Below are 22,157 nucleotides of genomic sequence, written 5' to 3' on the forward strand. Positions count from 1 at the left end.
CGCCGTCATCATTCATCTCCAGCAGCGTCATGGTCGGTGGCGCACGGCGGAAACCATGGCCGATGGCCACTCGAATACGAAATGGAAGCCCGGGTCCGGACCGATGTGGTGCACCGGAGAAAGATCGGTGAACCGATTATCCGTAGGGCGGCACGAATACCGGAATAATGGATGTCCGCGATTTATCACGCCGTCGGCGCCCGGTGTGTGATCGCGTCGAAAGAGCGCATGCTGCCGCCTCAGAAGCCATGTCATTCGATCCCATCGTGTAGGTCGGTCTCCGTACCGGAGGGCTCGACCCGATCTTCTGACCGCTCCGACGAGATTGCCTCTCCTCGATGTGGAATGTCAAGGCCCCCGAGCGGTAACCCTCAGTGGTGCAAACCATGTTGCCGGGCTCAATCGCGACGTCCGCGGGCAGGCGGCCGGTGAAGCGGGTTCATCGGCGAACAACTGCTCAAATGTGATGCGCATCACATATTTCCAGCGGATTTCGACGAGTGCCCAGGTAGAGTCCACATTGGTCGGAGGGTGGTCGCGCCGGCGCTGCTGCGGGGTGACGAAATCCGCTCTGGCCTGCAAGCATGTCGTGAACAGCGCCATCCGGGGCCGCGCCGGCAGGTGGCGCTCATCAAGATCCGAAAAGCTGCGTGAGCAGCCGATTACCCGATCTTGCAGGGCGTAAGTCGGCCTCCGGTGCAGGCGGTTAGGGAATGGCTGACCGCCCTTGACCGAAACGCGCATCCCGTCAATGCTGACCCGGACGTCCACCGTCGACCTCGTCGGCACGGAGTGGTCGTCGAAGTCGGCGCATCAGAACCCATTGCGACCTGTGTGATTCGGCCGCGGCGCCTTTCCGTAGTAGCCAGCACCGCGTCGGGGGAGCATGGATGTCGGAAGTGCTCATAATTTCGGGCAGTCCATCGAGTACCTCCAAGACGGAGATCGTCGGCGATTGCGTCGCGCGGCAACTGGCTGCCCGTGTGCGGCGTGTTCGCCACCTGCGAGTACGCACTCTTCCGCCCGCCGCGGTACTGACCGCGGATCTGGCCGACCCGGCTATCGCCGACGCGATGGAGCAGGTAGCTCAGGCGGACGGTGTGGTGCTGGCGACCCCGACGTACAAAGCCAGCTTTTCCGGGCTGTTGAAAACGTTTCTCGATCTTCTGCCGCAGTACGGATTGGCGAACAAGGTGGTGCTGCCACTGGCGACCGGCGGCAGCGCCGCACATGTGCTGATCCTGGACTACGCCCTGCGCCCGGTCGTGCAGTCGATGGCCGCGCACCACGTGGTGCAGGGAGCGTTCGTGCTGGACTCGCACGTCTGCAGCGACAACGGGAGCTCGTTCGTGCTGCCGGCGAGTGCGTTCATGCTGGCCGATGTCGTCGAGGCGTTCCGTCGAGCCCTGCCGGCGACATGACACCGCGTGACGTGCTGGAGCCGCTGGACCCGCCGGACACCGCCCGTCGCGGGCCGGCGGTCGTGGAAGCCGACCGGCCTCTGCTGATCATGCGGGACGACACCGACCACTGCGCGCGGGAACTCGCCCAGGGCATCGTCGCGGACGCGCCGCACGGCCGGGCGTCGCCGCATGCCCCGCTGGCCCGGTCCTACCGGCTGTTGCAGGCCGAGGTCCGGTCGGAGTTGCGGGAACACTCGGAGTCCGGCCGCGTACCCGAGATCCGCCTGATGGATCAGAACGCCCTGGCCCGGGCGGTGCGGTCCCGTGCCGGGAGCGGCCTGACGGTCTCGCTCGACCCCCTCCTCCGCGGCGATCACGATCTCCAGCTGTCCCGGGGGTACGGGCTGGGCGGCCACGAGACGATCGGCCTGGTGCCGCGACCCGGCAGCGCGGCGGTCAGCCGGCAGATCGACGTCCTCGCGCGGTCCCTGCACGGCGCCGCTTGTGTGGTTCTCGAGGACGACGTCTACACCGGGGGGACGATCACCGCGGTCGTCGACCTGATGCGCCGGGCGGGCGTGACGGTGGACCGCGTCGTCCCGGGCATCCACGTCGACACCGGGTCCCGCCTGCCGCCGCGGGTCGTCCTGGACCCGGTGCTGAGCTTCCGAGACCCCGGCGGTCTGGTCGACGTCGCCGATCCGCGGAACTTCCTGCTCGGCGTCTCCGGGCTCGTCGTGCGGCTTCCCGCGGGCCAGTGGTGCCGCGCTCCCTACTGGCTGCCGTTCGTGCACACCTCGCACCGGATCACGATCGCCGCCGGTCGCAACCGCAGTTTCGCCCTCGCGATGATCGCGGCGAACCTCCGGTTCTACGCGCGGGCCGAGGCGGACCTGGGCCTGACGATCCGGGTGCGCCATCTGAGCCGGCCGGTACGGCTGCTGCTCACCGCCCTCGGGATCGTCACGTCCGTCGCACCCGTCCGGGAAGCGCTGCGCGTGCTGCAGGCGATCCTGGCCCACCGGCCGTACCAGCCCGGCCGGGACCACAGGCTGTTGCCGTAATCGCGAATGAGGTGGATCCATGGTGGTGCGTGTCGGTGTCCTGGGCTGCGGCATGATCGCGCAACTGGCGCATCTGCCCGGTCTTCGCGCGTTGGGTGAGCTCTTCGAGCTGGTCGCGGTCTGTGACAGCGCCCGGGACCTGGCCGAGCACGCATCCGCGGTCCACGGGAATCCGGCCGTGTACGAATCGTTCGATATGATGCTGAAAGCCGAGCGCCTCGACGCGGTCGTCATCCTCAACCGCGACCACTTCGCACCCGCGCTGACGGCGTTGGAACACGGCGTGCACACCCTGGCCGAGAAGCCACTCTGCTACACGCTGCGGGAAGCGGAGGCCTTGGTCGCAGCGTCGCAGCGATCCGGCGCGCGGCTCATGGTCGGGTACATGAAACGGCATGACCCGGACGTACGCCGCGGGCTCACCGAGATCGGTACCATGGCGGCTCCGCACCTCGCGCGCGTGCACCTGCACGTGGGCCCGGACTACGGCAACTGGATCATTCCTGAGCTGCAGGCCGTCCGGCGCACCGCGGGAGTGCCGAACGTCCAGGACGACCAGGGCAGGCGCGCCAAGGTGCTCGCCGAACTCGGTGACCTCCCGGACCCGGTGTTCACCGCCTACATGGAGATGTTCGGGGTGTGGAGCCACGACATCAACCTGCTGCGAGCGGCGTTCCCGCAGGAGCCGACGTCGGTCAGCGCCAGCATCGACTCGTCCGGCACCACACTGACCGCGCTGCTCTCGTACCCCCAGGATCTTCAGGTGGTCTTCGAGGGGACGTCCTCGCGGCAGTACCGGTTCGAGGAGAGCCTCACCGTCTGGGGATCGGAGCAGACGGTCGCGATCGAGGTGTCCAACCCGTTCCTGCGGAACCTTCCCTCCACCGTCCGGATCCACGAGAACGGTTCGGGGCCCGGCCGGCCGGCCGCCGTCACGAGAACCCTCCAAGGCTCTTACCAGGACGCTTTCACGAAGCAGCTCGAACACTTCCACCGCTGCGTCACCGACCCTTCCGTCGCACCGCTGACCAGCGGCGAAGACGCCTGCCAGGACATCCGCCTGATGCAGCGCATCATCAGGTCGGTGTCCGGCTGACGGTGGCTTCGCCGAACACCGAACCGGGAGAGTGCCATGCCGCCACCGTTCGACCCCGAGGATCAGGAGACCCCGGCGTACGTCTACGACGTGCGGCGGGTCCGGACCGCGCACGAGCGCCTGGTCGCCTCGCTGCCGTCCCCGACGACGCTGCTCTACTCACTCAAGGCCAACCCGCACCCCGCTGTCCTGCGCGAGCTCGCCCGGGCGGGCTGCCGTGCCGAGGTCAGCTCCCCCGGCGAACTGGGGGCGGCGCTGCACGCGGGTTTCCACGCCGGCGACGTCCTCTACACCGGCCCCGGCAAACGCGATCGTGACCTGCACACCGCGGTGGAGGCCGGGGTCCGCTGGTTCTCGCTGGACTCCGCCGCGGCGTTCGTCCAGCTGGAGGCGATCGCCGGGCGGCACGCCCAGCCGGTCTCGGCGCTCCTGCGGGTCAACCCGCCCCGGCGGCCGCCGGGCGCCGGGCTGGCCATGACGGGCGGTGTGTCGCAGTTCGGGGTCGAACCCACCGAGGTCCGTGACCGGCCCGGGTCGTTCGCCGACCGGCCCCACGTCCGGCTGGCCGGGCTGCACCTCTACCTCGGCAGCAACATCGCCGAGGAGGACGCCCTGATCACGGTCTTCGGGTACGCGCTCGACGTCGCCGAGGAGATCCAGACGGCGCTCGCCCGCCGTCTGCCGGTGCTGGACCTCGGGGGCGGTTTCGGGGCGCCGTACGCCCGGCGCGGACCCCTGCCCACTTTCGCCACGCTCCGGCAGCGCCTCGAGGAGCTGTTCGACCGCAGGGTCCCGGCGTGGCGCACCGGTGAGCAGCGCATCGTCTTCGAGTCCGGGCGCTACCTGACCGCCACCTGCGGGACTCTCCTGACCCGGGTGCTCGACGTGAAGCGCACGCAGGGGCGGCGCATCCTCGTGCTCGACTCCGGCGTCCATCACCTCGGCGGCATGTCCGGGCTCGGCAAGGAGGACGGCATCGAGCCGGAACTGGTGACCGCGGAGCGGGCCGGCGAACTCCACGAGCACATCGTCTCGGGGCCGCTGTGCCACCCGCTGGACCGATGGAGCCACAGCGCGAAACTGCCCGCCATGCGTACCGGGGATCTGGTCGCGGTGCCCAACGTGGGCGCGTACGGGCTGCACTCGTCGCTGGCGCTGTTCCACGGTCACCCGCTGCCGGTCGAGATCGTGGTCGACGACGGTGCCGAGCTCGAGCGCACCCGGATCGTGGTCGGCCGAGAAGATGCCTGAGGAGCGCACCATGCACGCGTTGCCGTCCCTGTCGGTGGTGATCCCGACCTACAACCGGTGCGGCGCACTCGCCGACACCCTGGAGAGCCTGGCGCTGCAACGGACGTCGTCCGACCGTTTCGAGGTGATCGTCTCGGACGACGGTTCCACCGACGCCACCTTCGACCTCTGCCGTGCGTTCCGGGAGCGTCTGCCGCTGCGGTACCGGTACCAGCAGGACGTCGGGTACCGCGCGGGAGCCGCCCGCAACGGGGGCGCGCGACTCGCCGCCGCCCCGCTCCTCGCGTTCCTGGACGCGGGCACCCTGGCCAGCCCGGATCTCGTCGAGCAACACCTGCGAGCACACGCCCGCGGGCCGGCGACCGGGCTCGCGGTGGCCGGGTACGCCTACGGCTACCGGCTGTGGAACCGGCACACCGACCTGGCCGGGATCCTCCGGGACAGTACGCCGGAGGCGGTCGTGGCCCGGCATGGCGACGACCCGGCGTTCTGGGACTGGCGCCACGAGGCGCTCGCCGCGTTCGCCTTCGACCTGAGCGGATACGCCACGCCGTGGCAGGTCTTCTGGACGATGAACTGCTCGGTGCGGGCCGAGGACTTCTGGCGGGCCGGCGGGTTCCGGGAGAGCTACGCGCGCTGGGGGCTGGAGGACATCGAACTCGGCCTGCGCCTGTTCCGCGCCGGCGTGCCGATCACCTTCAGCCGGGAGGCGTGGTCGATCGAGTCGCCGCACGAGCGGGACGTCGAGAAGAACTTGCTCAGCAACCGGATCAACCTCGCCGAGTTCGTCGACGAGTACCGCGACGACCCGCTCGCCGAACTGACCTGGGCGGTGTTCACCGAGGAGGGTGAGCCGTTCGAGCTGGAACGGGTCTACCGGGACTTCCTCGCCTGGACCCGGCAGGCGCGCGAGGTGGACGTGCGGGCCGAGCTGTCGCCGGGGCTGCCGGTGCGGCCGGGCCGGCTGGCCGTCATCGGATGCGGGGCGGCGCTGCCGGCCGATCTGCCGGACGCCGAACTGTTCGAGTTCGACGAGACCCTCGAGCCGGACACCGGCGGGGGCCGCCATCAGTTGCATCGTGCCATCGGGCTGCGGACGCCGTTGCCGCCGCAGTCGATGGACCTCGTCGTCGTCACCTCCCGGCTGGACGGGCTGCGGGACCGCTGGGGTGATCGTCTCCTGGCCGAGGCGCACCGCATCGGGCGTCGCGTGATCGTCACGCCGGCGGCCGGCCCGAGCGCGGCGCCGGGCCCCGGCCCCGCACCGGCACTACCATCGCAGCGGTGACCGAGCAGAGCCGATCAACGCTGATTGACAAGATCGCCTGGATCCACCTGACCGGCGGCCGGGTCCTGAGCACCCGATCCGCCGGCAAACAGGTCTACTACCTTCCCGGCGGTAAGCGGGAGGCCGGCGAGTCCGACCTGGACACGCTGGTCCGCGAGATCCGCGAGGAGCTCACCGTGCGGATCGACGCGGCGAGCGCGACGCATCTGGGCACCTTCGAGGCGCAGGCCGACGGGCACGCCGCGGGCATCACCGTGCGGATGACCTGCTACACCGCCGATTACGCCGGTGAACTGGCCGCGTCGAGCGAGATCGCGGAGCTCGTCTGGCTGACGCTGCGGGACCGGGACCGGGTGTCACCCGTTGACAAGATCATCTTTGCTCATCTGCATCACGCGGGCCTGCTGCGGGACTGACCCGAACCCTCCGCACGCCGGCCGACGTCGTCGGCGCGCAGCACCGCGTCGGTCGTGCCGACGACCGCGGTGATCGGCAGTGGCAGCGCGGGAACGTCGCGGTACCGGTAGTCGGCGAGCAGTTCGTAGTCGGCGCGCAGGGCCGGCTCGAAGATCTCCCGGAAGTCGGCTGGGACGCCACGCCGGCGGGAATGCCGCCGTAGGACAGGATTTCGGCCCAGAACTCCTCGCCGGGCATGGTGTGGAGGGGCTGGCGCCGGCTCGGCGCGGTCCGGGGCGGGGTAGGACGCGACGACCAGCCCGGCCGGGAGACCTCGGCCGGCCCGGTGCATCCTGGCGGCCAGAAGGTACGCGAGCAGGGCGCCGGAGCAGTAGCCGAACAGCACCGCCGAAGCTCGCTGCGGAACGTGGTTCGCCAGCTCGCCGAGCAGCGCGTCCAGATCGGTCCGGGGCGGCTCACCGAACCGGGCCCGCCGGCCCGGAAGGTTCAGAGCCCACACGCCGACCTCCGGCCCCAACGCGTCGGCCAGCGGGGCGAAGGCGGTCGCACCCCCACCTGCCTGTGGGAACGCATAGACGTGTGCCGAGGCTCGATCGGGTGCGGACAGGGGGATGAACCAGTCGGTGGCACGCACCCGACCATGGTCGGCGGGTCCGGCCCACCGGCGCATGTCCCCACAAGATGCGACTGCCGGGCCGGACCGCGACCCGAGCCGGATCGAATACCGGCTGGTCCAGACCGCGGCCGACGGCTCGGTGACAGTGACCAACTACAAGATCGATCCCAAGCGGCTCGGCATGGGCGACATCCGTGTGGCCGGAACACCGTAGCGAGATCGGTGTGACAGGATTTCCACCGACGTCACGACGAGGAGAAGCGCATGACCACCTGGTTCGTCAGCGATCCTGGTGCGCTCCGAGCACAGCTGACCACCATCAGGGACATCGCCTGGCCGTGGCAGGCGGCGGCCGTCGAGGACCTGTGCCGCCAGATGCACTGGACCCTGCTCGAGATCCTCGACGGCAAAGGCGCCTTCGCCGACGCCGGGCTGGGCGTGCCCGACGACGAAGTGCGAATGACCTTCCGGGACAGCCGAGTCGAGGCCGTCATGTTCAGCGTCACGGAAACCGTCCGAGACGCGGGGCCACCGCGGGACCACTTCCTCGCCGCAGCCTTCGCCGGCGCCGTCGCCGAGGCAACAACGGTGTTCGGCCCGCCCACGCCCGGCCCGGTGCCGGAACCACTCATCGGCCGATGGCGCCTGGTCGAGTCCACCGTCCTCATCCGGCAGCTCAAGAGCGCGGTCACGCTCACCTGGGCGAGCAACTGGTACCAGGACGAATGGGACCGGGTCGCCGAGGCCCTGGCATGAGCGCCGCCTCCTGGGAGGACCTGACCGCCCGGCTCCGGGCCCGGCTGCCCGGGCTGCAGACCATGGAGGTGATCAGCCTCAAAGCCGCCGGCAACCGCTACACCCAGCTGATCCAGCGCCCGACCGGCCTCACCCTGGAAGCGACCGCCAACGAGTTCCTGCCGCCCGACGGGCGGCTCACCCCCGAGCAGGAAAAGCGGCTGCGGGACAAGGGTTGGCTACCGCCGGACCCGCCGGGGCGCAACAACTGGTGGTACGACATCGACCGGCTCCCACTGTCGGACGTGGATACCGCCCGGGTCGTCGATCTCATGGTGTGCACCCTGCGCGACGTCTACCTGGTCGCCGGCCCGGCCGACGTCACCGAGCGCTCGTTCACCGTCTGACGCCGATGGTCGGCGGGGCTCACCGGACCGGCTGAACGAACACCTGGTGCGCCTGGCGGTTTTCGCTGCGAGGTTCTTGTGTTGGTGGGCGCCGGGCTGGCCCGGACCTCGCCGGCGGTGACCCCGCCGCTCCTGCTGCCGCCGTTGGCGGTGTTCGTCCGCTATGCGGCCCAGCCCGCGGCCGCCTGAGTGTCGATGCTCAGGATCCTGGGCGCGTTCGGCCCAGGGACGCCACCCGTGATGATCAAAACCCTTTCGGGTACGCCATGAGCATCCCCGCAACCGCATCGGCATTAACAACTTTGGTTGTCACGGTGAGGCTGGCGGTGACAACCAAAGTTGTCACCACCGTTCCCACCAGCGCTTCGTCACCCGTGACTCGAGGCAACCTCCCGTCAACCCGGCGGCAGGGCGGTCAACCAGCGGCTCAAGGCGATTGCCTGCAGCGGTGAACCCTGCTGTGCCTGTTAGGGAAACCGTACGGTGATGGCCAGGCCGCCTTCGGTGCGTGCGCTGGTGGTGAGGGTGGCGTGGTGGGCTTGGGCGACAGCGTTGACGATGGCCAGGCCGAGACCGTAGCCGTCGCGGCGGCTGTGCCGGTCGCGCGCCAGTCTCTGGAAGGGTTGAAAGAGGCGCGGGATCTGGTTGTCGGGGATGACCGGCCCGCTGTTGGTGACCGTGACGGTCGCCTGCCTGCCGGACGTCTGCGTGGTGATCTCTATGTGCCCGCCGGGATGGTTGTGGCGGATGGCGTTGTCGACGAGGTTGGCGACGAGGCTTTCGACCAGTCTCGGGTCCCCGGCCATCACCGCGGACGCCAGGTGTTCCGTGATTTCAATATTCGTTCGTGTTGCTCGGTCGCGGCGGGACGCGAGTACTCCCGTGGCGACCTGGGCCAGGTCGACGGTGTCGCTGCGGGTGAGACCGCGCTCGCTGGTGGCCAGGGCGAGCAGGGCGTGGACGAGCCGTTCCTGGTGTCCGCCGAGAGCGAGGGCTTCCTGGCAGGCCGAGCGCAGGGCGTCAGCGTCGGCGTCGGGGTCGGCGAGGGTGACTTCGAGGAGGGTTCTCAGGCCGGCCAGGGGGGTGCGTAGCTCGTGGGAGGCGTTGGCGACGAAGTGCCGGTGAGCGTCGAAGGAGGCTTGCAGGCGGGCGAACAGGTCGTCGAGGATGGCGCCCAGTTCGGTCAGCTCGTCGGCGGGTTCGCCGAGGTTGAGGCGGTGGTGGAGGTTCCCGGCGGAGATCGCGGTCGCGGTGGCGGTGATAGCCCGCAGCGGCCCGAGGAATCGACCGGCAACGAACCATCCGGCAGCGAGGGCGACCGGGATGAGGACGGCGAGCGCGACGGCGGAGCCGACGAGAAGCTGGTGCGGGCCGATCCCCTCCCCGGTGCCGGTCACTGTTGCCGGTGCTGAGCTGTGGGCGGGGATGGTCGACTGGATGCCGACCAGCGGGAGGGTGACGGTGGCGAGGACCACGATCCCGCCTGCGTAGATGCCTGCGGCGTAGAACAGCGTGAGCCGGGCCTGCAGGGATCGCCGGGGGATCAACGGGGGGTTGGTCATGGCGGCCCGATCCGGTAGCCGCCTTCGCGGATGGTCTGGATCACCGGGGGGCACCGAGTTTGGCGCGCAGCCGGTGGATGGTGTGCTTGACCGCGGAGGTGAAGGGGTCGGCCGCTTCGTCCCAGACGCGTTCGAGGAGTTCCTCGGCGGGCAGAACCAGTCCCGGTGCGGCCAGCAGGCATTCCAGGAGCGCGAACTCCTTCGGGCTGAGATCGAGACGCCGCCCGGCGCGTAACGCCACCCGGCGAGCAGGGTCCACGGTGATGTCCCCGCAGGAGAGGATGGGAGGAAGCGACGGGGTGGCCCGGCGGGCCAGCGCCCGGACGCGGGCGACCAGTTCGGCGAAGGCGAACGGCTTGGGTAGGTAGTCGTCCGCGCCGAGGCTGAGTCCATCGACGCGGTCTTCGATCGTGTCGGCCGCGGTCAGCATCAGTACACGGGTGTCGCGGCGGTCGTTGGCGAGTCGCCGGCAGATCTCGTCGCCGTGGACACCGGGCAGGTCGCGGTCGAGGATCACCACCTCGTAGCGGGTGACGGCGAGGCTGTCGAGGGCGTCGGTTCCGTCCAGGACGACGTCGACGGCCATGCCCTCGCGGCGGAGGCCAGCTCCGATGGAGCGGGCGAGGATTTCGAAGTCCTCGACGACGAGGACCCTCACCGTCACTCACCGCCGATCGGCGTGCGCGCAGGGCGGCAGAATCGGCCGCCGGTTCGAGGTGCCATGCCGCAACGATGCCAGACCTCAGGTTCCCGCCGGGTCGCAGCCGCTGCGACCGGGCTGGAACCTGGTGCCGCGTACAACTGCCGGCATGAGTTCATTTGCAGCCTCGCGTTCGCCGCGATGAGCGCCCCGGAAATCGTCCTTACCGGACTGCGTAAGCGGTACGGGTCCATCCTGGCACTCGACGGCATGTCTTTCACCGTCCGTCCGGGCGTGGTGACCGGCTTCGTGGGGCCGAACGGTGCCGGGAAGTCCACCACGATGCGGGTGGTCCTGGGCCTGGACGCGGTCGATGAGGGTACCGCCTTGGTCGGCGGGAAGCCCTACCGCAGCCTTCGATGCCCGCTGAACCACGTCGGGGCACTGTTGGACGCGGCGGCGCTGCATCCCAGCCGTACGGGTCGTAACCACCTGCTCTGGCTGGCCTATTCACAGGGCCTGGCCGCGCGGCGGGTGGACCAGGTGATCGAGCAGGTCGGGCTGACCTCGGCGGCCCGGCGCAAGGCCGGCGGCTATTCGCTCGGGATGCGCCAGCGGCTCGGGATCGCCGCGGCCCTGTTGGGCGACCCGCCGATCATCATGCTCGACGAGCCGTTCAACGGCATGGACCCTGACGGCATCATCTGGATGCGGGGCTTCCTGCGGTCGCTGGCCGCGCAGGGCCGCGCCGTGCTGGTGTCCAGCCACCTGATGAGCGAGGTGCAGGACACCGCCGATCATCTCGTGGTGGTCGGGCGCGGCAAAGCCATCGCGGACGCCGGCGTGAACGACCTGATCGCGGCCACCTCGTCGGGCCGGGTGGCCCTGCGGACCACAGCCGGCCCGCACGCGATGGCGGTGCTCGCACACGCCGGCGCGACGGTGGTGGCCACCGGCAGCGACACCATCACCGTCTCCGGCCTGACCGCGGATCGGATCGTGACGCTGCTCAACCGGAGCGTGGTGCCGTTCTCCGAGGTGTCAGCACACCGCGCCACCCTGGAGGACGTCTACCTGGAACTCACCCGCGACGCGGTCGAGTTCCGCGCCGCGACGCCCACGGAGGTCACCCGGTGACCGCCGTGACGACTCCCCACCCGGCGGGTCGAAGGACCGCGCGCGACGGGTTCCGTCAGGTGTTGCACGCGGAGTGGACCAAGTTCCGGACGGTGCTGGGCTGGGTGGCAGGCATGGGGGTGGCGACACTGCTGGTGGTGCTGGTCGCCCTGCTCGCCGGAGTCAGCAGCGACCAGAAGGGCTCACCGCCGGTCCCGATCGGACCGGGCGGCGAAGCGGTCACCGACACCTGCTACTTCGTGCACCAGCCGCTGGCCGGAAACGGCAGCGTCACGGTCTCCGTCTCCGCACTCGACAGCAGCATCCCCCAGGGCCTCGGGGACCTGCGGCCCGGCGTGGTGCCGTGGGCGAAGGCCGGGCTCATCGTCAAGGAGAGCACCCGCCAGGGATCGCCCTACTCGGCAATCATGATCACCGGCGGCCACGGTGTGCGGATGCAGGACAACTACGTCAACGACAGGGCCGGACTGCCGGGCCCGGTCTCCGCCGCGTCGGTGCGCTGGTTACGGCTGGACCGCTCGGGCGACACGATCACCGGCTACGCCGGCACCGACGGTACGAACTGGGCCGAAGTCGGGACCGCGCAGCTGAGCGGGCTCGGATCGAGCGTGCAGGTCGGGCTGTTCGTCGCGTCTCCGCAGGTCGTGGACGGCATGGGTACGACCGGCAGCGTGTCGACGGCCGCCTTCGGGGACCTTCGTCTCCACGGGGGCTGGACCGGCGGTGAGTGGACCGGAGAGCTGCTGGGCGCTCACTCGCCCACCTTCGCCGGCTTCCCGGGCAACGGATCGGGTTCGTTCACCCAGTCCGGCGGCCGGTTCACGGTGACCGGCGCCGGCGACATAGCGCCCGCTGTCCGCGAGACCCTGCCGACCGGCGGCACCCTCAACGACATCCTCACCACCGGTACGTTCGCCGCGCTGATCGCCGTGATCGTGGTGGGGGCGCTGTTCATCACCACGGAATACCGCAAGAACCTGATCCACGTCACCCTGGCCGCCAGCCCCAGGCGCGGCCGGGTGCTGCTGGCCAAGGCGATCGTGCTGGGAGCCGTCACCTTCGTCGCCGGGCTGGTGGGAGCGGTTCTGGCGGTTCCACTCGGCGCGCGGCTCGCCCGGGCCAACGGCGTGTTCATCTTCCCCGTGACGCCCTGGACCGAGATGCGAGTGGCGCTCGGCACCGGGGCGCTGCTCGCGACCGCCTCGATCCTGGCCCTCTGCGTCGGCGTCATCGTCCGCGACAGCGCCGCCGCGGTCACCTCCGTCATCGGGGCCGTCGTGCTGCCGTACCTGCTGATCGCCAACCCGTTCATGCCCGCGAGCGTGGCGAACTGGCTGACCAGGGTGACGCCGGTCGCGGCCTTCGCCGTCCAGCAGACGCTTGTGCAGTACCCCCAGGTCGCCAGCCACTACACGCCGTACCAGGGCTACTACCCGCTGGTGCCGTGGGCCGGGCTCGCCGTCCTGGCCGGCTACGCCGTGGCCGGACTGGCCGTGGCGGCCGTCGTTCTCCACCGGAGAGACGGATGAGACCGGCCCTGCACGCGGAATGGACGAAGCTACGGACCGTCGCCGGCCCCAGGTGGCTGATGCTCGGGATGATCGCGGCGACAGTGGCCCTCAGCGCCGCGGCGACCTCGGTGGTGACATGCGCGGGCGACGGTTGCGGCGGTGACCCGACCAAGCTCAGCCTCATCGGTGTCGTGCTCGGCCAGGCGCCCGCCGTCGTGTTGGGCGTACTGGTCATCGGCGGCGAATACGGCTCCGGCATGATCCACACGACGCTGACCGCCGTGCCGCACCGGGTCACCGCCTTCGCGGCCAAGGCCATCACGCTCACCGGTGTGGTAGCCGCCGCCGCGACAATCGCGGTTCTCGGATCACTGCTGACGGGGCGGCTCATCCTGTCCCACCACGGCGTCACCGCCGCCCCCGGCCGCCCGGCCCTGTCCCTGACCGACGCGCTGACGCTCCGCGCGACCACGGGGTCGATCCTCTACCTGACCCTGATCGGTCTGCTCAGCCTCGGCATCGCCGCCGTCGTGCGCAGCTCCGCGACCAGCATCGGGGTCGTGATCGGCCTGCTCTACCTGCTTCCCCTCCTCGCCCAGGCGATCGGCGATCCACACTGGCAGCGCCGGCTCGAGCAGATCGCACCGATGAGCGCCGGGCTTACCGTCCAAGCCACCACCGATCTCGGCAGCCTGCCCCTCAGCCCGTGGGCCGGCCTCGGCGTCACCGCCGGGTGGGCCGCCGCCGCGCTCGTGGCGGGCGGCCTGCTGATACGCACACGGGACGCCTGAAGCACCCCGGCTACCGGGTTGCTGCCCAGCCCACGCGCCCGGCCGAGTGTCACTGCTCAGGATTCTGGGCGCGTGCGGCTCAGGGACACCACCCGGGATGATCAAAACCCTTTCGGGTACGCCATGAGCATCCCCGCAGCCGCATCGGCATTGACAACTTTGGTTGTCACGGTGAGGCTGGCGTTGACAACCAAAGTTGTCACCACCGTTCCCACCAGCGCTTCGTCACCCGTGACTCGAGGCAACCTCCCGTCAACCCGGCGGTAGGGCATCGAGTCGCCACCCGGCATGCGACGGAGCAGCTATGGCGGCGCTGACGAAGGCCCAGCACGATCTGGTGCAGGACGAACTGGCGCAGATGACGGTGCGGATCGCCCAATGGATGATGGCCGGCGAGGACTCGCCGGACTGGATGGACGAGCACCGGGTGCGACTGGCGGTCCTGGCGGCGACGGTCTTCCTCGAAGAGCAAGTCGCCGACCAGCAGCGCGAGGCCGCCCACCGGGCAGGCGCCGCCGGCGCCACCTACGTGCAGATGGGCACGGCCTGCGGGATCAGCCGGCAAGCGGCCCGAAAGCGCTGGCCCGACGTGGCGGCAGCCAGTAGGAAGTGACCGGCAGCGGCCGGGGTTGGCCAACAAGGGCACCCGCTGTCGGGCAACACTGGGGCAACTGTTGGCGCGCTCGGCCCGACTGTCCGGCGCCCGTGAGCGGATGAGCACCTCGCACCGGCACCCGGCCGGTGCCGGTCGTCCTCCGTGAGGTGCCCATGTCCGCGACATCGTGGCCGTCATCGCCCCTGCAGGCAGCACAGCGCGCCTTCGCGCTGCTGCTCACCCCACCGACCGCGTTCACTTACGACACCAGTGACCTCGAGGCGCTCGCCTGCGGCCCGATCCCGCTGGACCGGCTGCGCGGTCTGCTGCTGTGCGCCCGGACCACCCCGCAGGACCGCGACATCGTCTGGCGCGACCTGGTCATGCGCGCCCGCCGCGACGGCCCCGGCTGGGTCATCGCGGCGGCCGGCGTCGCGATGCCCGGACTGCGCCGCGCCGCGCGACGGCTGGCAACGGGCTGGCCAGGCGACATCCACGACCTGGACGCCGAACTGCTGACCGGATTCGTGGCCGCGCTGCGCACCGTGGACGTGGACAGCCCCCGGATCTGTGGCCGGCTGATCGAGGCCGGGGTGCGCGCGGCCCGCAAGGTCCGGGACGCCTCGGCGGAGCAGGTCGCCCGGATCGCCGGGATACCGGGACCAGCCCTGCCGGCCCGGCCCGCCGACCACCCCGACTTCGTGCTCGCCCGGGCCGTCGCGGTCGGCGTGGTCGACGCCGACGAGGCGTACCTGATCGGCGCGACCCGCCTCGAAGGAGCGAGCCTGGCCCAGGTGGGGGAGCAGCGCGGCATCTCGCCGCAGTTGGCCTCGACCTGGCGGACCCTGGCGGAGGCCCGGCTCCGGGCGGCGATCCAGGACGGCGACCTCGCCTTCGTGACGCTGAGCCCTCACCACACCAAAGCCATTGCCGAGGCCACCGTCTCGGCCAGCAGCGGGAATCTGTTGGCCGACACCCGCCGGTCGTAGATCGCCCGGGACCCCGTGTTGGGGTGCAGTCGGGCCGGTGTCCGGCGATGTTCGGTGCCCAACAGCAGGCCTTAGAGAGGTGCGGCATCAACCGGTGCCGTTCCCATCGCTGGGCCCCGCCGCGAGCGGGGCCCGGGAGGTGCCCATGCTGTCGCGCCCCATCGGCCGTCTCGCGCTCGCGGCGACCGCCGTCCTTATTCTGCTGATCGTCGCCGAACCGGCGCGGGCCGGCCAGGAAGCTGTGCTCGCCGTCTACACCCTGCCGCGGATCATCACGAACATCCGCAACTGGGTGATCGGGATCGCCGCGGCGATCGCCACCCTGTTCCTGAGCATCGCCGGGATCCGCTACATGCTGGCCAACGGTGACGTCGGCGAGGTCGAACGCGCCAAGACCGCGTTCCGGTGCGCGCTGCTCGGCTACGCGATCGCCCTGCTCGCCCCGGTGTTCATGAGCGTCCTCAAGGGTCTGATCGGGGCGTCCTGATGATGGGCTGGGCGTTCGACGCGCTGCTCGGGCCGCTGCTGGGCTGGATCGCCGACCTGGTGGAGGCGGCCCTGGACCTGGCGTGGCGGCTGCTGTCGCTGACCGTGCTGGTCGTGCCGGACGTGACCCGGCTGCCGCAGGTGCAGCACGTGATGGGCACCGCGCTCGGGGTGGTCAACACCTGTTACGTGCTCGCGTTCGTGTGGACCGGTGTGCTGGTGATGAACCGGGAGTGGCTGGCGTCGCAGGCCGAGCTCGGGGAACTGATCCCGCGCCTGGTGATCGGGCTGATCGCGGCCAACAGCGCCCCGGCGATCTGCTCGGCGATCACCCAGACGGCCAACGCGCTGACGGTCGCGATGACCGGGCCGCGCGGGGCGTCGCCGGTGCGTGGGCTGCAGGCGGCGACCGCTGACGCGCGCGGGCAGTGGGCGACCAGCCGGCCCGAGGACTTCCTACTGCTGATCATCGGGGTGTTCGTCGCGATCCTCGCCGTGCTGCTGGTCTACCAGTGGATCGGCCGGGCTGGGCTGCTGATCCTGCTGGTCGGGCTCGCGCCGATCGCGTTGGCCCTGCACGGCACCCCGCAGACCGACCCGATCGCGAAACTGTGGTGGCGGGTGGTGCTCGGGGCGCCTGCCACCGTGGTCCTGCAAGCGGTCGCGCTGCACACCACCCTGCAGATCCTGATCGAGGCCCGCACCACGTTCCCGGCACTGGGACTGTCCGGCACGCCGGGCGCGGCGATGAAACTGCTGGTCGTCGCGTGCCTGCTGTGGGGCGTGATCCGGATCCCGGGCCTGGTGGGCCGGCTGGTCACGCAGACCCGGCCCGGCCGGATGTCGGGCCTGGTGCGGGTTCTGGTCGTGCAGCAGGCCGCTCGGATGCTGCGAGTGCCGGTGAAAGCGGGCCGGGCGGCCGCAGGCGGTGCGGCGGCGCGCCGCAACCCGGCACCCGGGTACACCCCGCTCCCGCCGGGAAGCACCCCGGGCCCGCGCCCGGGCGGCACGCCGCCGAGCGTCCGCCGCCCGGCGAGCCGCCGCGCACCGGTCAGCCCGTACACCGCCGACCAGCTGCGCGACGGAGTCGACCTCTACACCCAGGCAATGAAGAGGAAAGGCCAGCCATGAGAGAGGACTTCGAGATGCCGGTCCGGGCGCGGATCCCGGTCGACATCGACACCCCCGACAAGATCGCCTACGGGTTGACCGCCCGCCAACTGGCGATCCTGGCCGTCGCTGCCGTGCTCGGCTACGGGCTGTACACGCTGCTGGCCGCCGTGCTGCCCACCCCGGTCGCCGCCGGGATCCTGATCCCACCGGCCGGCGCGGCGATCGCCCTGTCCATCGGCCGCCGCGACGGGATCGGCCTGGACGCCTGGCTCTGGGCCGCGCTGCGGCATCGGCGCCAGCCGCGCCTGCACACCGCCCCCGACCTGCAGCCCGCCACCGCGATCACCGACGACGGTGTGCTCGACACCGGCACCCACGCGGTCGCGCTGGTCGCCTGCACCACCGTCAACATCGGACTGCGTACCGCCGACGAGCAGGCCGCGCTGATCGCCGGCTACGGCCGCTGGCTCAACAGCCTGTCCACCCCGGTGCAGATCGTCGTGTCCACCCGCCGCGTGGATCTGTCCCGGCAGGCGCAGCGGGTCAGCGACACCGCGGAAACGATCACCGACCCCGGCCTGGCCGCGCTGGCCCGCGACTACGCCGACTTCCTCGACGATCTCGCCGCGCACCGCGACCCGCTGTGGCGTACCGTCACCGTCGCCCACCCGGCGGCGGGCGAACCGGCCGCGCGCACCGCACAGGCCCGCCGGCAGGCCGAGCACACCGCCGCCACGCTCGCCACCCTCGGCGCCGGCACCGCGGTCCTCGACGCCGGTGCCGCGCTCGCCGTGCTGACCTGCGCCGTTGACGCCTACACCCCGGCGGACACCGGCTGGCCGCGGGCGCTGCCGGATCAGCCGGTCACCGCAGGCGGTCCGGCATGAGACCGCGCCAAGATCCCAACCCCATCGAGGGTACGACCATGGCCGCGCTGCCCGGCCCCGCCGCCGTGCACACCCACCCCGACCACGTGCAGGTCGCCGACGGCTACACCGCCACGCTGATCGTCACCGGCTATCCCGCCGAGGTCGGCCCGTCCTGGCTCGAACCGCTGCTGTCCTGGCCGGGCCGCCTCGACGTGGTCCTCTACGTCGACCCGCTGTCCGCACCGGCGGCCGCGGCCCGGCTGCGCCGCCAGCGCGCCCGGCTCGAATCCCATCGGCTCGACGACGCCGGCCGCGGCCGGGTCAGCGACCCGCTGACCGACGCGGCCGCCGACGACGCCGCCGAACTCGCCGAACGGGTCGCCCGCGGCGAGTCCACACTGTTCCGCGTCGGGCTGTACCTGTGCGTGACCGCCGCGAGCCCGGCCGAGCTGCGCGACGCCGTCACCCACGTACGCGCCACCGCCGCGTCGGTGCTGCTCGACACCCAACCGGCCACCTGGCGCCACCTGCAGGGCTGGCAGTCCGGGCTACCCCTGGCAGCCGACCGGCTGCACACCCGCCGGGTCATGGACACCGACGCCCTCGCCGCCGCGTTCCCGCTGGCCGGCGCGGACCTGCCCGCACCGTTGCCGGGCCGGCCCGGACCCTCCGGCGGGATCCTGTACGGGCTCAACCGGGCCTCGCACGGCGTCGTCTGGTGGGACCGCTGGTCACAGGACAACGCCAACGGCGTCGTGCTGGCGCGCAGCGGCAGCGGCAAGTCGTACTTCGTCAAACTCGACATCCTGCGCGAGCTGTCCGACGGCGTGCACGTGGCGGTGATCGACCCGGAGAACGAGTACCTGCGCCTGGCCGACGCCGTCGGCGGCGCCACCATCGTGCTCGGCACCGGCGGTGTACGCCTCAACCCGCTGGACATCCCGGCCGGCGACCGCCGCGACCAGGCCCGCACCCGGCGCGCGCTGTTCCTGCACACCCTGGTCGCGGTGCTGCTCGGCGAACAGCCACCACCGGCCGAACGCGCCGCGCTGGACCGGGCGGTACTCACCGCCTACGACACCGCCGGCATCACCACCGACCCGGGCACCTGGCAGCGCCCCGCGCCGTTGCTGCGCGACGTGGCCGCCGCGCTCACCGACCAGGACGGCCCGGCAGGACAGATGCTCGCGGCCCGGCTCACGCCGTGGACGCACGGCTCGTTCCGCGAGCTGTTCGACGGGCCCACCAGCACCGTGCCGGCCGGGCAGCTGGTCTGCTGGTCGACCCGGGCGCTCGCCGACGAACTGCGCGCCGCCGGCATGCTGCTCGCCCTCGACGCGATCTGGCGCCAGATCGACAACCCGGCCGCCGACCCGCCGCGCCGGCTGGTCGTCGTCGACGAGGCGTGGACGCTGATGCGCGACGGCGACGGCGCCCGCTTCCTGGCCCGGCTGGCCAAACAGGCCCGCAAACGCCGGGCCGGGCTGCTGGTCTGCTCCCAGGACGTCCTCGACGTGCTCGGCAGCGACCTCGGCCAGATCGTGATCGCCAACGCCGCCACCCAGGTGCTGCTGCGCCAGGCACCCCAGGCGATCGACCTGGTCACCGACGCGTTCGCCCTGAGCACCGGTGAGGCCCGCGCGCTGCTCACCGCCCGGCGCGGCGAAGCGCTGCTGCTCTCCGGCACGCACCGCGTCGGGTTCCAGATCGTCGCCGCCCCCGCCGAACACCGGCTGTGCACCGGCGACCTCGACGACTGACCACCGCCACCCCGCTATCGGCTCACGGAGGCCACCATGACCATTGTTATTGTCGGGCTGTTGGTACTGCTGGGCGCGCTGGTGGGCGGCTGTTGGCTGCTGTGGGCCGAACGGCGCCGCCGCCGGCTGGCCACCGACGGCCGGGAAATACTGATCAACCCGCCCGCCGTGGTCGACCCGGCCGGCGCGGCGGTGTTCTGGGCCACGCTCGCCGCCGTGCTGCGCACCGGATGGCGCCGGCGACTGCGGCACGGCCGGGCTTTCACCACGTACGAATATCGGTGGCACGGCCGTCAGCTGCAGATCACCGTGTGGCTACCGCGCACCGTGCCCGTCGAACCCGTGCTCGCCGCGATCCGCGGCGCCTGGCCCGGCGCCGCCTGCCACGTCGCGTCGGCCGGCACACCACTACCCGCACCGGCCGACGCCGCCGCCGGCTCCGCGCTGGCACCGGTGCTGCCGGCCTGGTACCCGCTGCGCACCGAGCACCGCAACGACCCGCTGCGCACCCTGATCAGTGCCGCCGCCGGGCTGAAAACCGGCGAGCAGGCCTGCGTGCAGATCCTCGCCCGGCCCGCCACCGCCCGCGCCCAGGCCCGGCTACGCCGCGGCGTGCGAGCCCTGCGCGGCGACATCCCGCCGCGCAGCCTGCTCGACCCGGCCGGCTGGCTGCTCGCCGTCCTCGACCTGTTCGTCGGCACCGCGCCCCGGCCGACCGGGCGGCCCGCCGCGCGCCTCGACCCGCAGCGCGAGCGCGACGCCCGGGCCGCCCTCGACCAACTCGCCGGCCCGCACTGGGAGATCGCCCTGCGCACCGCGGTCGTGCGCGAACAGGCGCGCGGCGACCGCGACGCGGTGCAGGCCCGGATGACCGTGCTGGCCCGCGGGATCACCACCGCATTCGGGCCGTTCACCGCCCGCAACCGGCTGCGCGCCCGCCGCCTGAGCGACCCGCCCGCACTGCTCAACCAGCGGCGGCTGCGGCACGGCTTCCTGCTCACCCCGGTCGAACTGGCCATGCTCGCCGCCCTGCCGCAGGACGTCGCCGTGCCCGGCCTGGACCGGGCCCGCGCCAAAGCCGTCCCCGCGCCGGTCGGCGTGCCCACCGGCGGACGCGACACCAAACGCCTCGGCCGCGCCGAAGTCGGCGGCCACCCGGTCGCTTTGCGCGCCGCCGACGCCCGCCACCACCTGCACGTGCTCGGCTCCACCGGTTCCGGCAAGAGCACCCTGCTGCTCAACCTGATCCTCGACGACATCCACGCCGGACGCGGCACCGTGGTCATCGACCCGAAAGGCGACCTGGTCACCGACCTGCTCGACCGGATCCCGGCCGGCTACGCCCGGCGCCTGGTCCTGCTCGACCCCGACCAGCGCCACGGGCCCACCCTCAACCCGCTTCAAGGCGACGACCCCGACCTGCTCGTCGACAACGTGGTCAGCATCTTCGGCCGGATCTTCGCCAAACACTGGGGCCCACGCATCGACGACACCCTGCGCGTGGCGTGCCTGACCCTGCTGCGCCAGCCCGGCGCGACCCTGACGAGCATCCCGGAACTGCTCAACGACCGCGCGTTCCGCCTCAAATACACCCGCGACCTCGACGACCCGGTAGGTCTCGGCGGCTACTGGTCCTGGTTCGAAACCACCCCGGCGCACCTGCGGGCCACGGTGATCGGCCCGGTCCTGGCCCGCTTGCGGTCACTGTTATTGCGCGATTTCGTACGGCACACGTTCGGCGCCCCACGCTCCAGCTTCGACATGCGCCGCGTCCTCGACGGCGGCATCCTGCTCGCCCGGCTGCCCAAAGGCCAGATTGGCGAGGAGACCGCCCGGCTGATGGGCTCGTTCGTACTGGCCAGCGCGTGGCAGGCGGCGACCGCCCGCGCCCGGCTCCCACAAGACCAACGCCGCGACGCGACCGTCTACCTCGACGAGGCGCACAACTTCCTCAACCTGCCCGGCTCGATCGCCGACATGCTCGCCGAAGCCCGCGGCTACGGCCTCGGCCTGGTCCTGGCACACCAGAACCTGGCGCAGATGCCCCGCGAGACCCAGCTGGCCGTCTCCGCCAACGCCCGCAACAAGCTGATCTTCAGCTGCGCGCCGGAGGACGCCGGCCAGCTGGCCCGGCACACCAACCCCGAACTCGACGAACACGACCTGTCCCACCTCGACGCGTTCACCGCCGCGTGCCGGCTCATCGTCGCCGGCCGCGAGACACCGGCGTTCACGGTGCACACCCCGGGCCCACGACCGGTGATCGGCAGCGCTGCCGAACTGCGCGCCGCCCTGGCCCCACCCCGGCCCTGACCCCGGCCCACGCCTCGGCCCCACCCCCGCCTCGAAAGACCGGGCCAAACAGGCCCTGAACCGCCCAACACCGCAGCTAGGAGGCCCTCATGCGCGCAGCGATGCCACCCCGAC

22 protein-coding genes and 1 pseudogene are annotated in these 22,157 nt (G+C 71.4%); 19 read left to right on the top strand and 4 right to left on the bottom strand.

The genetic code is table 11. The features are described 5' to 3' along the window. Nucleotides 1–348: 348 nt before the first annotated feature. Nucleotides 349–771 carry a hypothetical protein gene (locus ADL15_RS53535; protein WP_157441876.1) on the bottom strand — a complete coding sequence of 141 codons (423 nt, stop codon included), beginning with the start codon at nucleotides 769–771 and terminating at the stop codon, nucleotides 349–351. Nucleotides 772–890: 119 nt separating this feature from the next. Between ADL15_RS53535 and ssuE the strand changes: the two genes are divergently transcribed. From ssuE to ADL15_RS39545, 6 genes are read left to right on the top strand one after another with little or no spacing between them, the layout of a single operon-like run. Next, nucleotides 891–1,421 (top strand): NADPH-dependent FMN reductase, encoded by a 531-nt coding sequence (ssuE, locus tag ADL15_RS39520; RefSeq protein WP_067702830.1) that lies wholly within the window; start codon nucleotides 891–893, stop codon nucleotides 1,419–1,421. Beyond that, complete coding sequence (locus ADL15_RS39525; protein ID WP_067702833.1) at nucleotides 1,418–2,467, top strand: hypothetical protein; 1,050 nt, start codon at nucleotides 1,418–1,420, stop codon at nucleotides 2,465–2,467. The genes ssuE and ADL15_RS39525 overlap by 4 nt, the downstream gene beginning before the upstream one ends. A 19-nt stretch (nucleotides 2,468–2,486) precedes the next feature. Then, nucleotides 2,487–3,563, top strand: coding sequence for a Gfo/Idh/MocA family oxidoreductase (locus ADL15_RS39530; protein ID WP_067702836.1), 1,077 nt, complete (start codon nucleotides 2,487–2,489; stop codon nucleotides 3,561–3,563). 36 nt (nucleotides 3,564–3,599) lie between these two features. Beyond that, entirely contained in the window at nucleotides 3,600–4,814 is a 1,215-nt protein-coding gene (locus ADL15_RS39535; RefSeq protein ID WP_067702839.1) for a type III PLP-dependent enzyme domain-containing protein, read from the top strand. Between the two features lie 10 nt (nucleotides 4,815–4,824). Further along, a complete protein-coding gene (locus ADL15_RS39540) occupies nucleotides 4,825–6,102 on the top strand; it encodes a glycosyltransferase (RefSeq protein WP_067702842.1) in 1,278 nt (425 codons plus the stop codon). Beyond that, nucleotides 6,099–6,518 carry an NUDIX hydrolase gene (locus ADL15_RS39545; protein WP_232344841.1) on the top strand — a complete coding sequence of 140 codons (420 nt, stop codon included), beginning with the start codon at nucleotides 6,099–6,101 and terminating at the stop codon, nucleotides 6,516–6,518. Before ADL15_RS39540 ends, ADL15_RS39545 begins: the two co-directional genes overlap by 4 nt. Here the strand turns inward: ADL15_RS39545 and ADL15_RS39550 are convergent. Continuing rightward, nucleotides 6,494–7,153 carry a thioesterase II family protein gene (locus ADL15_RS39550; protein WP_067702845.1) on the bottom strand — a complete coding sequence of 220 codons (660 nt, stop codon included), beginning with the start codon at nucleotides 7,151–7,153 and terminating at the stop codon, nucleotides 6,494–6,496. The genes ADL15_RS39545 and ADL15_RS39550 overlap by 25 nt on opposite strands. Before the next feature lie 34 nt (nucleotides 7,154–7,187). Here ADL15_RS39550 and ADL15_RS53540 point away from each other — a divergent pair, with 34 nt between their 5' ends. Genes ADL15_RS53540 through ADL15_RS39560 form a run of 3 tightly spaced genes read left to right on the top strand, consistent with a single transcriptional unit; the run spans nucleotide 7,188 to nucleotide 8,277 of the window. Continuing rightward, on the top strand, nucleotides 7,188–7,349 hold the full coding sequence (locus ADL15_RS53540; protein ID WP_157441877.1) for a hypothetical protein: 162 nt from the start codon (nucleotides 7,188–7,190) through the stop codon (nucleotides 7,347–7,349). Nucleotides 7,350–7,399: 50 nt separating this feature from the next. Next, nucleotides 7,400–7,891: a DUF6301 family protein gene (locus tag ADL15_RS39555; RefSeq protein WP_067702848.1), complete on the top strand. Its 492-nt coding sequence runs from the start codon at nucleotides 7,400–7,402 to the stop codon at nucleotides 7,889–7,891. Further along, nucleotides 7,888–8,277, top strand: a complete 390-nt coding sequence (locus ADL15_RS39560) for a TY-Chap domain-containing protein (RefSeq protein ID WP_067702851.1) — start codon at nucleotides 7,888–7,890, stop codon at nucleotides 8,275–8,277. The genes ADL15_RS39555 and ADL15_RS39560 overlap by 4 nt, the downstream gene beginning before the upstream one ends. 467 nt (nucleotides 8,278–8,744) lie before the next feature. Here ADL15_RS39560 and ADL15_RS39565 read toward each other — a convergent pair whose 3' ends face one another. Both ADL15_RS39565 and ADL15_RS39570 read right to left on the bottom strand, forming a co-directional pair. Beyond that, the gene (locus ADL15_RS39565; RefSeq protein ID WP_232344842.1) at nucleotides 8,745–9,752 is read right to left on the bottom strand and encodes a sensor histidine kinase; all 1,008 of its coding nucleotides are present in this window, start codon (nucleotides 9,750–9,752) and stop codon (nucleotides 8,745–8,747) included. 83 nt (nucleotides 9,753–9,835) lie between these two features. Beyond that, nucleotides 9,836–10,497 (bottom strand): annotated as a pseudogene (locus tag ADL15_RS39570) (response regulator transcription factor). Between the two features lie 183 nt (nucleotides 10,498–10,680). Here ADL15_RS39570 and ADL15_RS39575 point away from each other — a divergent pair. The 10 genes from ADL15_RS39575 (at nucleotide 10,681) to ADL15_RS39620 (ending at nucleotide 22,043) form a co-directional block, all read left to right on the top strand. Then, nucleotides 10,681–11,616, top strand: a complete 936-nt coding sequence (locus ADL15_RS39575; protein WP_067702857.1) for an ATP-binding cassette domain-containing protein — start codon at nucleotides 10,681–10,683, stop codon at nucleotides 11,614–11,616. Then, nucleotides 11,613–13,145, top strand: a complete 1,533-nt coding sequence (locus ADL15_RS39580; protein ID WP_067702860.1) for an ABC transporter permease subunit — start codon at nucleotides 11,613–11,615, stop codon at nucleotides 13,143–13,145. Before ADL15_RS39575 ends, ADL15_RS39580 begins: the two co-directional genes overlap by 4 nt. After that, complete coding sequence (locus ADL15_RS39585; protein WP_067702862.1) at nucleotides 13,142–13,918, top strand: ABC transporter permease; 777 nt, start codon at nucleotides 13,142–13,144, stop codon at nucleotides 13,916–13,918. The genes ADL15_RS39580 and ADL15_RS39585 overlap by 4 nt, the downstream gene beginning before the upstream one ends. A 304-nt stretch (nucleotides 13,919–14,222) precedes the next feature. Next, on the top strand, nucleotides 14,223–14,531 hold the full coding sequence (locus ADL15_RS39590; protein WP_067702865.1) for a hypothetical protein: 309 nt from the start codon (nucleotides 14,223–14,225) through the stop codon (nucleotides 14,529–14,531). Between the two features lie 155 nt (nucleotides 14,532–14,686). Beyond that, nucleotides 14,687–15,502: a hypothetical protein gene (locus ADL15_RS39595; protein ID WP_157441878.1), complete on the top strand. Its 816-nt coding sequence runs from the start codon at nucleotides 14,687–14,689 to the stop codon at nucleotides 15,500–15,502. Between the two features lie 145 nt (nucleotides 15,503–15,647). Then, nucleotides 15,648–15,989 carry a pilin gene (locus tag ADL15_RS39600; protein WP_067703101.1) on the top strand — a complete coding sequence of 114 codons (342 nt, stop codon included), beginning with the start codon at nucleotides 15,648–15,650 and terminating at the stop codon, nucleotides 15,987–15,989. Continuing rightward, nucleotides 15,989–17,119 (top strand): hypothetical protein, encoded by a 1,131-nt coding sequence (locus tag ADL15_RS39605; RefSeq protein WP_157441879.1) that lies wholly within the window; start codon nucleotides 15,989–15,991, stop codon nucleotides 17,117–17,119. The genes ADL15_RS39600 and ADL15_RS39605 overlap by 1 nt, the downstream gene beginning before the upstream one ends. Further along, nucleotides 17,116–17,988 carry a PrgI family protein gene (locus ADL15_RS39610; protein WP_067702875.1) on the top strand — a complete coding sequence of 291 codons (873 nt, stop codon included), beginning with the start codon at nucleotides 17,116–17,118 and terminating at the stop codon, nucleotides 17,986–17,988. The genes ADL15_RS39605 and ADL15_RS39610 overlap by 4 nt, the downstream gene beginning before the upstream one ends. Before the next feature lie 38 nt (nucleotides 17,989–18,026). After that, the gene (locus tag ADL15_RS39615; RefSeq protein WP_157441880.1) at nucleotides 18,027–19,730 is read left to right on the top strand and encodes a VirB4 family type IV secretion system protein; all 1,704 of its coding nucleotides are present in this window, start codon (nucleotides 18,027–18,029) and stop codon (nucleotides 19,728–19,730) included. A gap of 36 nt (nucleotides 19,731–19,766) precedes the next feature. After that, nucleotides 19,767–22,043 (top strand): helicase HerA domain-containing protein, encoded by a 2,277-nt coding sequence (locus ADL15_RS39620; protein ID WP_067702880.1) that lies wholly within the window; start codon nucleotides 19,767–19,769, stop codon nucleotides 22,041–22,043. The last annotated feature ends 114 nt before the right edge of the window (nucleotides 22,044–22,157 follow it).

Origin of the sequence: Actinoplanes awajinensis subsp. mycoplanecinus (genome assembly GCF_001509495.1) — a bacterium.
GTDB classification, from domain to species: domain Bacteria; phylum Actinomycetota; class Actinomycetes; order Mycobacteriales; family Micromonosporaceae; genus Actinoplanes; species Actinoplanes palleronii.